The organism is Qipengyuania rhodophyticola (assembly GCF_042493225.1).
Taxonomy (GTDB): Bacteria; Pseudomonadota; Alphaproteobacteria; order Sphingomonadales; family Sphingomonadaceae; genus Erythrobacter.
On sequence record NZ_CP170454.1, the window covers coordinates 870,810 to 884,322 of the forward strand.

Annotated in this window: 16 protein-coding genes; 2 read left to right on the forward strand and 14 right to left on the reverse strand. The window is 59.2% G+C overall.

Annotated features, from left to right (window positions below; all coding sequences use genetic code 11):
* The first annotated feature begins 4 nt into the window (after nucleotides 1-4).
* Complete coding sequence (gene ppk2 / locus ACFCXQ_RS04125; protein WP_379553355.1) at nucleotides 5-829, forward strand: polyphosphate kinase 2; 825 nt, start codon at nucleotides 5-7, stop codon at nucleotides 827-829.
* Here ppk2 and ACFCXQ_RS04130 read toward each other — a convergent pair.
* The 10 genes from ACFCXQ_RS04130 to xth all read right to left on the reverse strand — a co-directional run bounded on the left by ACFCXQ_RS04130 (nucleotide 826) and on the right by xth (nucleotide 9,564).
* Nucleotides 826-1,683, reverse strand: coding sequence for an FAS1-like dehydratase domain-containing protein (locus ACFCXQ_RS04130; RefSeq protein ID WP_379553357.1), 858 nt, complete (start codon nucleotides 1,681-1,683; stop codon nucleotides 826-828). The two genes, ppk2 and ACFCXQ_RS04130, sit on opposite strands and share 4 nt — an antisense overlap.
* On the reverse strand, nucleotides 1,683-2,915 hold the full coding sequence (locus tag ACFCXQ_RS04135) for an acetyl-CoA C-acetyltransferase (RefSeq protein ID WP_379553359.1): 1,233 nt from the start codon (nucleotides 2,913-2,915) through the stop codon (nucleotides 1,683-1,685). The genes ACFCXQ_RS04130 and ACFCXQ_RS04135 overlap by 1 nt, the downstream gene beginning before the upstream one ends.
* A 3-nt stretch (nucleotides 2,916-2,918) precedes the next feature.
* Nucleotides 2,919-4,157: a CoA transferase gene (locus tag ACFCXQ_RS04140; protein WP_379553361.1), complete on the reverse strand. Its 1,239-nt coding sequence runs from the start codon at nucleotides 4,155-4,157 to the stop codon at nucleotides 2,919-2,921.
* A gap of 142 nt (nucleotides 4,158-4,299) precedes the next feature.
* Entirely contained in the window at nucleotides 4,300-5,475 is a 1,176-nt protein-coding gene (locus ACFCXQ_RS04145; protein WP_379553363.1) for an acyl-CoA dehydrogenase family protein, read from the reverse strand.
* Nucleotides 5,476-5,489: 14 nt separating this feature from the next.
* The gene (locus ACFCXQ_RS04150; protein ID WP_379553365.1) at nucleotides 5,490-5,726 is read right to left on the reverse strand and encodes a hypothetical protein; all 237 of its coding nucleotides are present in this window, start codon (nucleotides 5,724-5,726) and stop codon (nucleotides 5,490-5,492) included.
* Between the two features lie 19 nt (nucleotides 5,727-5,745).
* Nucleotides 5,746-6,117 (reverse strand): hypothetical protein, encoded by a 372-nt coding sequence (locus ACFCXQ_RS04155; RefSeq protein WP_379553367.1) that lies wholly within the window; start codon nucleotides 6,115-6,117, stop codon nucleotides 5,746-5,748.
* A 139-nt stretch (nucleotides 6,118-6,256) separates the two neighbouring features.
* A complete protein-coding gene (locus ACFCXQ_RS04160; protein WP_379553369.1) occupies nucleotides 6,257-7,024 on the reverse strand; it encodes a tetratricopeptide repeat protein in 768 nt (255 codons plus the stop codon).
* Nucleotides 7,025-7,175: 151 nt separating this feature from the next.
* Nucleotides 7,176-7,691 carry a GNAT family N-acetyltransferase gene (locus ACFCXQ_RS04165; RefSeq protein ID WP_379553371.1) on the reverse strand — a complete coding sequence of 172 codons (516 nt, stop codon included), beginning with the start codon at nucleotides 7,689-7,691 and terminating at the stop codon, nucleotides 7,176-7,178.
* The gene (gene ribA / locus ACFCXQ_RS04170; RefSeq protein WP_379553373.1) at nucleotides 7,688-8,662 is read right to left on the reverse strand and encodes a GTP cyclohydrolase II; all 975 of its coding nucleotides are present in this window, start codon (nucleotides 8,660-8,662) and stop codon (nucleotides 7,688-7,690) included. The genes ACFCXQ_RS04165 and ribA overlap by 4 nt, the downstream gene beginning before the upstream one ends.
* A gap of 104 nt (nucleotides 8,663-8,766) precedes the next feature.
* Nucleotides 8,767-9,564 (reverse strand): exodeoxyribonuclease III, encoded by a 798-nt coding sequence (gene xth, locus ACFCXQ_RS04175; RefSeq protein ID WP_379553375.1) that lies wholly within the window; start codon nucleotides 9,562-9,564, stop codon nucleotides 8,767-8,769.
* Between the two features lie 102 nt (nucleotides 9,565-9,666).
* Between xth and ACFCXQ_RS04180 the strand changes: the two genes are divergently transcribed.
* Nucleotides 9,667-11,118, forward strand: coding sequence for an alkaline phosphatase (locus tag ACFCXQ_RS04180; protein WP_379553377.1), 1,452 nt, complete (start codon nucleotides 9,667-9,669; stop codon nucleotides 11,116-11,118).
* A 215-nt stretch (nucleotides 11,119-11,333) separates the two neighbouring features.
* Here the strand turns inward: ACFCXQ_RS04180 and ACFCXQ_RS04185 are convergent, their stop codons facing one another.
* The 4 genes from ACFCXQ_RS04185 to ACFCXQ_RS04200 all read right to left on the reverse strand — a co-directional run bounded on the left by ACFCXQ_RS04185 (nucleotide 11,334) and on the right by ACFCXQ_RS04200 (nucleotide 13,470).
* Nucleotides 11,334-11,996: a LolA family protein gene (locus tag ACFCXQ_RS04185; RefSeq protein ID WP_379553379.1), complete on the reverse strand. Its 663-nt coding sequence runs from the start codon at nucleotides 11,994-11,996 to the stop codon at nucleotides 11,334-11,336.
* Between the two features lie 92 nt (nucleotides 11,997-12,088).
* A complete protein-coding gene (gene rpmG / locus ACFCXQ_RS04190) occupies nucleotides 12,089-12,256 on the reverse strand; it encodes a 50S ribosomal protein L33 (RefSeq protein WP_366960010.1) in 168 nt (55 codons plus the stop codon).
* 145 nt (nucleotides 12,257-12,401) lie between these two features.
* Nucleotides 12,402-12,806, reverse strand: a complete 405-nt coding sequence (arfB, locus tag ACFCXQ_RS04195; protein WP_379553381.1) for an alternative ribosome rescue aminoacyl-tRNA hydrolase ArfB — start codon at nucleotides 12,804-12,806, stop codon at nucleotides 12,402-12,404.
* On the reverse strand, nucleotides 12,799-13,470 hold the full coding sequence (locus ACFCXQ_RS04200) for an RluA family pseudouridine synthase (RefSeq protein ID WP_379553383.1): 672 nt from the start codon (nucleotides 13,468-13,470) through the stop codon (nucleotides 12,799-12,801). The genes arfB and ACFCXQ_RS04200 overlap by 8 nt, the downstream gene beginning before the upstream one ends.
* Nucleotides 13,471-13,513 lie beyond the last annotated feature (43 nt).

Below are 13,513 nucleotides of genomic sequence, written 5' to 3' on the forward strand. Positions count from 1 at the left end.
TCAAATGGAAGGGCGTGCAAATCGTGCCCACGCAAATCAGGAGTGTGACTTGGGAAAGCTAAAACGCAAGGAATATGAGGCGCTGATGGAGCCGCTGGAAGAAGAGCTGGTGGGCATGGCGCGCTGGGCGCGGACCACGGGGGCGCGGATCGTGGTGCTGTTCGAGGGGCGCGATACGGCGGGCAAGGGCGGCGCGATCCGGGCCGTTGGCGGGCGGCTTAACCCGCGCCAATGTCGCACGGTTGCTTTATCCAAACCTAGCGAGGATGAGCAAACACAGTGGTATTTTCAGCGCTATATTGCGCATCTGCCCAGCGCAGGCGAAATTATCCTGTTTGATCGCAGCTGGTATAACCGCGCCGGCGTTGAGCAGGTGATGGGCTATACCTCGCAGAGGGATGTTGATGCGTTTCTGGCGCAGGTCCCAACCTTTGAAAAGATGCTTGTCGATGACGGTATCCTGCTGTTCAAATATTGGCTGACGACCGATCAGGAAAATCAGGAAGAGCGGCTGCGTGAGCGGCTGGAGGACCCGCTCAAGCGCTGGAAGCTCTCGCCCATTGATCTGGCTGCGCGCGGCAAATATGACGACTATACCCGCGCACGCGAGGCGATGCTTGCCGCCACCCATTCAGAGCATGCGCCTTGGACGCTGGTCGATTTTAACGATCAGAAACGGGGACGATTGACGCTTGTGCGCGATCTGCTGGACCGCCTGCCCGATACCCATGTGGAGCCGCCAACGATTGATTTTCCCGATCTGGAGGCCGAGCCTTTGGAAGAGACCTACGAGGTCCTGAAGCCGATCAGGGGTTATCCGCTGGATTAGACGCTTGCGCTGGCTTTCGTGACTTGTCGTCCGTCAGCGGCGAAGGCACCGAGTTCATAGCCGCCTTCTGCGTCGCGCATGACGAGATGGAGGGACTCATCGGCAATGGCTGGTGAAACCCCGCGAAAGCTGAATGTCTTGGGTCTATTCTCGCCCAATTCGCTCGCAGCCAGTTGCAGCAGAAGCGAGGCAGTCAGCGGGCCATGCACCACCAGCCCGCGATAACGTTCCTCGCCCTCAGCATATGGGGCATCGTAATGGATGCGGTGCGTGTTGAAGGTCAGCGCTGAATAGCGAAACAACAGGCGCGGATCAGGTGTTAGCGTGCGGTGCGCGCGCCATTCTGAGGGATCAAATGCGGTGTCGCCCGCGAGGGGTGGCGGCGATAAAGGCGCGTCCGCTGCTGCCGCTTCGCGATAGACCAGCGTTTGCGTCTCACGCACGGCCAGCGCATCATTGGCGCGGGTCTCGTGCTCAACATTGACGAATACAAGCGTGCCGGAAGCGCCTGACTTTTCGGTAATCGAAGCGATGTGGCTGGTGCGCTGTATTTTTGCTCCAATCTTTAGCGGTGCGTGAAACTCGATCGCGCTGGAGGCCCACATGCGGCGCGGCAAAGGCACTGGCGGCAGAAAACTGTCTGGGCTGTTATCGCGAGCAGGATGGCCGTCTGTGCCAAGTTGCGACGTGGCCGCATCGGGAGTGCACAGCGCGAGATGAATCCCTTGAGGCATTGCTGCATCGCTTGGCATATCAAGATCAAACGTTGCGAGCCATCGCATCGCCAGTGCCTCATCCAGCCGATCGGCCGAGCGTGTCTCGCGCCCAATCCATGCATCCCAATCGGTACTCATTATGCGGCCCGCTCAAACACCGCTGCCATACCCTGACCGCCGCCAATGCACATCGTCTCCAGCCCATAGCGCGCCTCGCGCCGATGCATTTCATGCGCCATATCCGCCAAAATGCGCAGGCCTGTCGCGCCAATCGGATGGCCTAGCGAAATCCCTGAGCCATTGACGTTCACCAGCTCGCGGCGGCTGTCCTCATCGGCAAAGCCCCAGCCTTTCAGCACAGCCAGCGCTTGCGGCGCGAAGGCCTCATTCAGTTCGATCAGGTCGATATCATCCCAGCTCATGCCGCTTCGCGCAAAAAGGCGCTCCACCGCGGGAACGGGGCCAATGCCCATCCGGCTTGGATCACATCCCGCCGCTGCCCAGCCAGTGAACCACAGCATGGGCGTGAGGCCAAGCTCCTCGACTTTGTCCTCCGCTACCACCAGGCATGCCGCTGCTGCGTCATTCTGCTGGCTGGCATTGCCTGCGGTTACGATCGCGTTGGGGTTGGTCTTGCCTTCAATCGCGCGAAGCTTCCCAAGCGTTTCTATGCTGGCATCCGCGCGGTAGCCCTCGTCATGATCGAACCGCACGGGATCTCCGCGGCGCTGCGGCACCTCTACCGGTACGAGCTGCGCATCGAACTTGCCGGCCTCCCATGCAGCGCTCGCGTTTTGGTGGCTGCGGACAGCAAATTCGTCGGCCTCCTCGCGCGAAATATCATAGTCCTGCGCGAGGTTTTCCGCCGTTTCGATCATACCGGAGATTATGCCAAAGCGCTCAATCGGTTGGCTCATCAGGCGCCCTCGCGCGAGACGGTCATGCAGCTTCATATCGCCCATCCGCACCCCTCCGCGCACATCGGTGGTGTAATGCTCGACATTGGACATGCTTTCCACTCCGCCCGCGACAACGCAGTCCGCAGCGCCCGTCTGCACCATCATCGCAGCATTCACGACCGCTTGCAGGCCGGATCCGCAGCGCCGGTCTAGCTGATAGCCGGGCACCTCGATGGGCAAATCTGCGGCGAGCCATGACCAGCGCCCAATCGCAGGAGCTTCGGCATTACCGTAACCTTGGGAGAAGACGACATCATCGACGCGGGTAGGATCTATGCCGCTGCGTTCCATCAGTGCTTTCAGGATCACCGCACCCAATTGGCCTGCGCCCATCGGCGCGAGCGTGCCGAGAAATTTGCCAACCGGCGTGCGGAGGGGCGAGCAGATCGCGACCCTTCTGAGCTGTGTCATGCCTTAATCCTTGTCTGAAAGTGCCACGGTGCCCGCATCAACCAGCTTGCCAATTGCGCCCGATGACAGACCAAGCCGTTCGGCCAAGATTTCTTCGCTATGTTGGCCAAGATAAGGCGCTGGCGCAGGGTCACCGGACTCGCGCTCGGGGATATTGGCGAAGCTGCGCGGGGCGGGATAGTCAAAGCCGCTGGGGTTGGCAGGCGCTGGCCCGAAGAGCGGATTGTCCGTGACTAGCGCAGGATCATTCGCCGCCTCATGCGCCGTGCGATATTTTTCAAACGTGCAGCCATTCGCTGCCATGCGCGCCTCCAGCGCGACATAGTCGTGACTGCCCGCAACCCGCTGAAAGAGGTCGAATAATTTGTGGCGATGTTCAAAACGCGGTGTGTCTCCATCGGCAAATCGCACGCCAAGTTCAGCTTCCAGCTGGGCGATTGCGGTGCTCAGGCCGAATGCCTCAACCAAGCCATCCCATTGCTTGGCTGTGAGGGCTGCGACCATAAAGCGCGTGCCGTCTTTGGTGCGAAAATCGCGCCCAAACGCGCCCCAGATCGCATTGCCCAGCCGCTCGCGGTCGCCCCCGCGATAGAGCATTTCCGCCATAGCGCCGGAGTTCGCTAGCGTGCCAATCGCGACATCGCCCAATGGGATGCGGACTTCGCTTCCCTCGCCGCTCGCATCGCGGTGACGCAGCGCGGCAAGCATCGCAAAGGCGGCGTAAGCGCCCGTGATGAAATCCCAAGCGGGCAAAACCTGATTGACCGGCGGAGCGGTCTTCGCGCCAATTGATTCTGGCCACTCTTCAGGCCCGCACATCAGCGGATATCCGGCGGCGGCGTTGACGGTGAAATCCATCGCCTGACGCCCATCATGCCAGCCCATAATGCGGACCGAGACCAGATCGTCTCGGCCCTCACTCATCGCGGCGTGGCTGAGGAAGCTCTTCTCCGGCAAATTGGTGATCACTTGTCCGGTGGCCCGCGTCAGTTCGACCAGCAGCTCGCGCCCCTCGCCGCTGCGCAAATCCAGCGCGACCGATTTCTTCGCCCTGTTAAGGTTTTCCCAGCTGAGCGAGCGTCCCTCACGCGTGAGCATGTAGCGGTCGTAATCGAGCCCGCCTGCCTTGTGATCGACGCGAATGACCTCTGCGCCCATCTGTGCGCAATAGAGCCCAGCTGTGGGCGAGGCGACAAAGCTGGAGGCTTCGATGATCGAAAGATCTGAGAGGAGGTTGTACATGGGAGTTGTTGTTAGGTGCGCCTTCGACGTCCGTCAAAGGCTTGAAGCACAGCCCCCCACGCCCTCCGCCCTTCCACCCGGATAGTATCCCGGTAGGTTCCGGGTGGAAGGGTGGAGGGCGTGGGGGGCACGGCCAACTAAACTAAGACGCCGCCTCAAATTCCCGCAGCATATGCTTGGCGATTTGCAGATAGAGAATCTGCGTCGTGCCCTCGTAAATCCGGTAGATGCGGGCATCGCGGAAGAAGCGTTCCGCATCATATTCGGCGAGATAGCCCGCGCCGCCATAAATCTGCACCACGCGGTCAACTACGCGGCCGCACATCTCGCTGGCAAAAACTTTGAACGCGGCGGCTTTGCGGATCACGTTTTCGCCGCGGTCAGCCCGCGCGGTCACATCAGCCATCATCGATTCTGCGGCGTAAATCTCCGTATCGCTTTCTGCGAGCATTTGCTGGATCAGCTGAAAATTGGCTATCGGTTCGCCAAAAGCCTGGCGCTCATTGGCATAGCGCAGCGCGCTATCGAGCGCGCGGCGCGCATAGCCTGTTGCTGCGGCACCCACGGAAATGCGGCCATTGTCGAGGCTCATCATCGCAAAGCGAAAACCCTTGCCGGTTTCCCCGCCGAGCAATGCGTCACCCGGTACTTTGACATCATCGAGCATGACGTCTGAGATATGGCTGCCTGCCTGGCCCATTTTTGCATCCGGGCTACCGGTCGACATTCCCGGCGTATCCATCGGCACGATAAAGGCGCTGACATGCGCGTTTTTGGGCAGCGCCTCTTTCTCGGTCCGCGCCATGATCAGCGCGACATTCGCATGCGGCGCATTGGTGATGTACCGCTTGGTGCCATTGAGGATCCAGCCATTGCCGTCGGGATCGGGCGTCGCCATGGTTTGCATCGCGGCGCTGTCAGAGCCGGAGCCAGGTTCTGTTAGGCCGAAGCACGCAATCTCACCGGCTGCAATGCGCGGCCACCATTCGGCCTTTTGCGCCTCGGTCGCGCCGTTCTTAATCGCGGAATTGAACATGCCGACATTGATCGAGAAGATTGAGCGGAAGGCGGGCGCGGCGTAGCTCATCGAACGCACGGTGCGCGCATACTGCGTGGTGTTCAGGCCTGCGCCGCCATATTCTTCGGGCACGGACAGGCCGAACAGGCCCATCTCTTTCATCTCTGCGACGATATCATCGGGAATTTTATCATCCGCGATTACCTCCGGCTCTGCCGGGATCAGTCGCTCGCGCACATAGCGATCAAGCTGCTCGATGAATTGTTCGAATGTATCGGCGTCCATGCCGGCTGCGCTCATGGCCTTGTATCCTCTCACTCCGCTGATCCTGGTGTCCTCGTCTCTGGCGGATTTTCTGCCAGAGTGTTCTCAGCGGTTGGACGGGTGTCGAGCATTTCGGCTGCTTCTTCAAGCGCTCTTGCTTCGTCAGGCGTAATTGGATCGGGGCCGGGAGGCTCATCAGCGGCGCTACAGGCCGAAATGGCACATGCTATTCCCAATACAAAAGGGCGGCCAGACCGTAATAGCCCGCCGCCCTTTCGCAAAATCATGTGATTTACTGACTGCTCATTATTGGCCAAGCGCCTCAGTTGCAGCATCTTCACCGGCTTCAACAGCTTGATCAAGCAGATCATTGGCAGCGCCTTCAGCTTCGCCTTCAATCGCGTCCATTACGTCGGATGCAGCAGCCGCGGCATCGTCACCAGCTTCTTCGATCTGAGCTTGCTCAGCTGCGCTTGGCTCACCGCCTTCCTCCATTGCGCTGGCGTCTTCCATAGCAGCGCCTTCATCAGCAACCGCGTCAGCATCCACGCCTTCTAGCGCGTCATTTGCTGGAATCTCTACGGTGTCGGCTTCGGCTTCGGTAGACGCGTCTTCCGCGCTGCCGCAAGCGGCCAATGCGAGGGCTGAACACGCAGCCAATGCGATACGAACTTTCATATGAGTTACTCCCCTAACCATCCGGCGGCTTGCCGAACATCCGATTCGAGCAATAGGCTGACAGAGCGTTGCTGGCCAAGGGCAAATTTGTAAAACCGTGGTAACAGGTGGCCTGTGATCGGCGGGCTACATCGACCGATTATGTCCCGCCCGCGGCAACATCACTCTCTGCAAGTTCAAAACGGATTGCGACCCCATATTTCTGCGCCAATACGTCCGCCTGCTGGAATGCGGCCAGCGCCTCATCCTGCGAGACTGTTTCGATATGCTTGCCCAGCAGCGCATCCGCAGTCTTTTCGCCTTGCGCAGCGGCGACAATCCAATGCGCAATCGCTTGGCGAAGGTCGCGCTCCACCCCTTCGCCATTGGCGTGCTGAATACCAATGCCCAGCAGGCCTTGAGCGTGGCCAAGGCGCGCTGCCGCCTGATAATAGCGCAGCGCGGCAATGTGATCCTGAGTGACGCCGCGGCCATTGGCATGCATCACCGCAAGGCTCACCATAGCGCCTGAGTTTTTCTGGCCAGCGGCTTTGCGCAGGAATGTGATTGCTTCGTCCAGCGTGCCCTCAGTTTCGCCCTCATCGATCATCACCGCAATGCGCCACTGCGAATAAGCATCGCCCAGATCGGCAGCTTGGCGGTAAAGCGCGGCGGCTTGGACGGGGTCAGCATCGACATGTCGGCCATTGTCGTAAAACCAACCAAGATAGCCAGTCAGCTCGGCGTTTTGCGCGTTTGCACCAGCCTTGGCTTGGGCAAAGGCGCGAGCATCGTCGCCGCTTTCCAGCAGGATGCTGACTTGCTCTGCGGTTGGGGTATCGAGAGTTTCAGCGTGGACCATCGGCGCTGAGATAGCTGTCAGGCCAAGAGCAAGACCAAGCGCTGGAACAAAAACTGGTCGGAACATCGCATACTCTCCGCTGTACGGCGGGAACAACTCCCGTCGTTACACAAGAGGTTTGGCCCGAAATCGCTATATCTTACCAGCGCGTTAAGGATGTTTTTGACGGAAAGTCCCTTGGCGAGACTCTAGTTGGACAGGCTCTTAATGCTCGTCTTTAGTTCGCGCTGTTCGCCTCAAATGCGGGGGCAAAGCGCACTATGCCCTTGGGCGCGTCTCCTTCGAGGATGAGCCGCTGAAAGAACTCCGGCGGAGGGCCCGGATAGGTCAACTCCGGATCATGCTCAAAGCCAAAACGCGGGTAATATTCATTGCTTCCAAGCAGCGCGATGCCCTTGGCGCCGCGCGTTCGCATGTCGGCAATTCCGCGGTTGATAAGCATGCCACCAATCCCCGTTCGCTGCAGTTTGGGAGTCACGGATACAGGCCCAAGCCCGTACCAATCTTGTGTTCCGTCAGCGATCCTCAGCGGGGAAAAGGCGATATGACCAATGATCCCGCTGGAATCCTCCGCGACTAACGACAGGGTCAGATCGCCATCTGCGCGCAGGGCGTCGATCAGATCAGGCTCATCGCCCTCGCTAAATGGCATGGGCGCGAAGGCTTCCTCGGTTAGGGCATGGATTACGGCTTCATCGCCCGGCTGTTCTGGACGCAGAGTTACGGCCGTCATGGCAAGAGGTGGCCAGAGCGGTCGCGCTTGGTCGCGAGATAGCGCGCGTTATGCGGATTATCGGGCAAGGCATGCGGCACACGCTCGGTAATAGTCACGCCCTGCGCGCTAAGCGCCTCAACCTTGGCCGGATTGTTCGTCATGAGCTGGATCTGCTCCACTTTCAGCAGCCCCAGCATGCGTGCAGCGGTACCGAAATCGCGCGCCTCATCGGGCAGGCCAAGCCGCGTGTTGGCATCTACTGTATCAAAGCCCTGATCTTGAAGCTGATAGGCGCGCAGCTTGTTTACGAGACCAATGCCGCGACCCTCTTGCCGCATGTACAGCAGCACGCCCCAGCCGCCATCCTCGGCTGCCTCGGCCATCGCATGTAGCGCCGCATCAAGCTGAGGCCCGCAATCGCATTTGAGGCTGCCCAGCACATCGCCGGTGAGGCATTCAGAATGTAGGCGCACCAGCGGCGTATGCTCTGCGCTGCGCTCCCCGATAACTAGCGCGACATGCTCGCGCGTGTCGGAGGGGCTGCGAAAGGCGATGATTTGCGCGTCTTGGCTTGCCGTCACTGGCAAGCGCGCTCGGCTGGCGATGAGCAAATGCGCGGGGTCGGCCTGCGCAGCGATTTCTTCAAGCGTAACCGCGACCGGCGGCTCGGCGTGGCTCGGCGCGACCATAAAGGCGGGCAATATCCCCGCAATCCGCGCCAGCTCTAGCGCTGCCCGCGCCGCGTCCGCCCAATCAAGCGGCAACGCCTTAAATGGACCCATCAGCGGGTTGGCAAGATCGCTTGCCGGGTCTGCCACCGCGACCGCTTTGGTGTGGGTAAACACGTCTGCACCGTGCAGCAACACCGGCTCGCCCGGGATCGCGGCATCACGCTGATTCGCGAGCTTGAGAGTCGCCGCGCGGCTGGCAGAAACCAGCAGCGTCTCTGCGCTCAAACCCTCGCGGTACGCAGTCTCAATTGGCTGCAATACAGGCCCGCCATCTATCGCAATCGGCCAGCCATGGCGCAGTGCGTCAACCGCCTGTGCGGCCCTGCGTCCCGGTGATGAGACGTCGGAGGCGTTGGCTTCGCTCAGAGATCAAATTCCGTGATGAGCGGCACATGGTCAGACGGCTTCTCCCAATCGCGTGCATATTCGTGCACCGAGTGCCCCGTTGCCTTTTTCGCCAGCTCAGGGCTGGCCCACATATGGTCAAGCCGCCTCCCGCGATCATTCACTTTCCAGTCGCGCGAGCGATAGCTCCACCAGCTGAAATAGCGCTCTGGGTCCTTGATGAATTCGCGCCCGACATCGACCCAGTTATGCGCATCCATAAAGCCTTGCAGCGTCTCGACCTCCAGCGGCGTATGGCTCACCACCTTAAGTAGCTGTTTGTGATTCCACACATCGCTTTCCAGCGGCGCGATATTGAAATCACCCATGATCATGGTTGGGTGCTCAATTTTCTCAGCCCAGCGTGTCATCCGCTCCAGAAAGTCGAGCTTTTGGCCGAATTTCGCGTTTTGCTCGCGATCCGGAATATCGCCGCCCGCAGGCACATAGACATTCTCCAGCACCACACCCTGATGCGCAGGATCAGAGAGCTGCACACCAACATGGCGTGCCTCGCCATTGTCCTGCCAATCGTGGCGCGAGAACTCTTCAAACGGCACTTTGCCAACGGTTGCGACCCCGTGATAGCCCTTTTGCCCATGCACGGCGAAATGCTCATAGCCGAGCGCTTTGAAGGCATCATAGGGGAACTGATGTTCCTGGCATTTGATCTCTTGCAGACACAATATGTCCGGTGCGCTCTCGGTCAGAAAGCGTTCAACAATCGGCATGCGCAAGCGGACCGAGTTTATATTCCAAGTAGCGATAGAAAGCATGGCTGGCAGCTTTAGGTTGGCAATGCGAAACGCACAACATTTCCCTTTATCGTCACAGTGGGACGCGATAGCGCGAGAATGCGATTTTCAGGAGAGCAGGACATGATATTCACCCGCAATTTGGTTCTTACACTGGCCGCGGCATCTGTGTCGCTGGGCGGCTGTGTCTATAATGGCGGGCAGAAATATGTGCCAACTGCCTCTGACCTCGCCGCGGCAGACGCGAATGAAGCGCCAAAGGCGAAGAACGTCATCCTGTTTATCGGCGATGGCATGGGTATTTCGACGATTACAGCAGCGCGCATTTATGCCGGACAGAAACTGGGTCAAACGGGTGAGGAATATGTTCTGCCGTTTGAGCGTTTTGACAATGTCGCGCTCGTAAAAACCTATAATACCAATGCGCAGGTGCCCGATAGCGCGGGCACGGCCACGGCGATGCACTCAGGTAGCAAGACGCGGATCGGCGTCCTCGGCATCGGGCCAGAGGCGGAGCGGGGGCAATGCGCAGATGCGCTGGCCAATCCGCTGCCACTGCTTGGGGAAGAGGTGAAAGAGCGCGGGCTGGCATTGGGCATCGTTAGCACTGCGCGCATTACTCACGCGACACCGGCGAGCGTTTATGCGCGCAGTGCGGATCGTAATTGGGAGGCGGATGCTGCGATACCTGTGGACCAGCGCGGGCTGGGCTGCACGGATATTGCTCAGCAATTGATCAACTTTGATTTTGATGTGGCTCTCGGCGGCGGATTAAGTGCATTCTATGGCGAGGGCGCGGATGACGCGGGTCGCCGGGCGGAGCTGTCGGCCAATTTGCCTGCTGAATGGGCTGCTCGCACAGGCGGCACCTTTGTGCGCAGCGCGCAGGCGCTGGCTCTTGCACCGGCGGACAAGCCATTGCTCGGTGTCTTCTCTTACAGCCATATGGCTTACATGGCTGAGCGCGCCGAGGGTAAGGGCGAAGGCGAGCCCACGCTGACCGAGATGACGGAGGTGGCGCTTGCACGTCTCAAGACTGATCCTGATGGCTATTACCTGATGGTTGAAAGCGGCCGGATCGACCACGGTCACCATGCGGGCAAAGCGGGCTATGCGCTGGAGGAGACGCTCGAGTTTGCACGGGCGATTGACTATGCGATCCGCAATACAGACCCCGCCAACACCACGATTTTGGTGACGGCGGATCACAGCCACGTGTTCACGATCTCCGGCTATCCTCGGCGAGGGAATGACATTCTTGGGCTGGTTGTCCCGCCAGAAGGCGATATCTCTAACCCTGATGAGCCGATGCTCGCTCAGGATGATAAGCCTTACACCACGCTGGGTTATTGGAATGGCCCGGGCGCGATCGATCATGATCATGAGGAAGGGCGCCCAGTGCCCGAAACTGGTGTGAACGCGCAGCAGCAGGCGGCAATCCCGCTGCGCAGCGAAACGCACGCTGGCGAAGATGTTGCGCTATACGGCCATGGACCCGGTGCTGAGCGTGTGCGCGGTGTGATTGAGCAGAATGTGATCTATGACATCATCCGGCGTGCCTATGGCTGGGAGTGAATACAAAAAACCCCCGCGCCGGGGGCATTGGCACGAGGGTTCTCTGTGTGCGTTCGTCACGCGTGTTATAGAACGAATACCGAAAGAACGGGCAACAGGGGGGAACCCATCCTCATTCGCTCTATGTATGAAATAATATGATTACTTGGCTTACAAGTCGATGAACAATCGACCGCAATTGGCCGCATCGAGACAACCATTTAACTGTGAAGCGTTCAGCGGGGTCGACGAGACGATCTGCGCGGGTCGCGGAAAGTAAAAGCGCGATCAGCAATTGATACGCCATATCGATGATTGCGCAGGCGTACAGTCGTGCGGTGATTCTGTGCATCAAGTGCAACCCAGTGCGTCAGTTGCAAACCGCCCGGCGCAGAGCGATCCCGCTGAAAAATGAGCGTTATGATGCCAAACTCGGGCCGTTTGGGATCGCGTACCTCAATACTGACGACATTGCTGTGGCCCGTTGGGACGAGGCGGCCATATTTCTTCACGTCACGGTCTGGGTCGAGCAATGCCCCCAGAGGTGAATTTCTGATCGGCCAGCGTTGGACTTGGTCAACCTCATAATCGATTAAATACATAGACTTACCGTTAGAGACGACAAGCAATTGCGCGCTTTCCTCATATTCGAAGCGAATCTTGCCTGGGCGTTTCAGCGACAGCTCGCCGCCTATTGAGCGACCTGAACGGTCGGTCTGCGTGAAATCGGCCTTCATCGTCGCGATGCCGCGAAGCGCGGTCACAGCGCTATCGAGATCGCCAGCAGCCGCCAAAGCGGGGGCTGGGGCAGCGGTAAATGTCGCAGGAAGCGCCACGCCAAGAGCGAGCGCAAGAGTTACTGCACCCGCTTTGATATGAGGAAATGTGTGTTTGATCATGCCTGCACGCATAATGCGCGAGCGTTGAACTGTCACTGAATATCGCCAATTCCGCACGTTAAGGATGCAGGAAAGGGTTTAAAGCGAGGAGCTTACTTGATCTTCGCTTCTTTGAACTCGACGTGCTTACGCGCGACCGGGTCATATTTGCGGAAGCTCATCTTCTCAGTGATGTTGCGCGGATTTTTCTTCGTCACATAGTAGAAGCCCGTGTCTGCGGTCGAGACGAGCTTGATCTTGACGGTTGCGGGTTTCGCCATGGCGGTATCCTAAACTCATGAGTGAGGCCCAGCCGAGTGAGCCCAAAATACAAAAGCGGCGCATCGCACGCCGCCGATCAGGCGCGCCCAATGAGCGAATCACGGGGAAAAGTCAAGCGATCATACCGAGTGCGGCGAGCGCACATTACCAATCCGGCTTGCCGCGATTGGCCTTGACCGTGCCGCGCGCCTTTTTCGCTTTTAGCCGCTGAGTTTTGCCAACGCGGTTAAGGCGAGACTTCTTGCGCGCTCTCGGCGGGGTCAGCGCTTGATTGAGAATCGATGTTAGCCTTGCGCGCGCTGCCTCGCGGTTCTGCTCCTGTGTGCGATATTCGCTCGCGGTAAGCACAATCTCGCCATGCTTGGTCAGCTTACTGCCAGCGCTTTCCTTCAGGCGGTTAAATGCGTCTGGTGGCAGGCCCAGCGCGAATACATCAACGCGCAATTGCACAGCGGTGGCGACCTTATTGACGTTCTGCCCGCCCGGGCCAGAGGAGGCGATGAACTTCTCCTCCGCCAGCTCCAGCGCGCGGTCGGTAATTTTACCCATTGCTAAAGCCGAGTGCGGCAAAGTCGGAGGGCAAAGGCGCGCTCGCCACAATGTCCGGCTTGTCAGTACCGCCGTTGATCGGGCGCGGCACGACAAGCGAGCTCGCGTGCAACATGGTGCGCGGCGCACCTTTACCGCTACCGTAAACCGGATCGCCCAAGAGCGGGATGCCGATCCCACTTGCTGCATGCACGCGTAGCTGGTGTGTGCGGCCGGTTTCGGGCCGAAACTCCACCAATGCGGCGCCGTTTTGAACATCACGGACTGACCAATTGCTAAACGCGGGTTTGCCCTTCTTGGCCGGGATCATCCGCCAGCCTTTTTCCGCGGAACTGATTTTCGACAGGGCCAGCTCAATTCGGCCTTCTTCTTGCTTAGGCACGCCAGCGACAATGCCGAGATAGACTTTGGTTGGCAGGCGGTCCTGAAACGCGAGGTTAAAGCGCTTCAAGGCCTTGGGATTGCGGGCCAGAAGCAGGCAACCACTCGTATCGGTATCGAGCCGGTGAACCGGCACGGGCGGCCGCTGAAAGCCGAGCTTGAGTGCCTCAAGGTGATCATCGAGGCACGGTCCGCCTTTGCGCGGACGATCGACCGGCAGGCCGGCGGGCTTATTGATGACCAGTGCTTCGCCATCTTCAAACAGGATCTCTGGCGTGTTCATTTGTCTTTCGTTTTCCAAGCCACCCGTGCCCTCCACCCTTCCA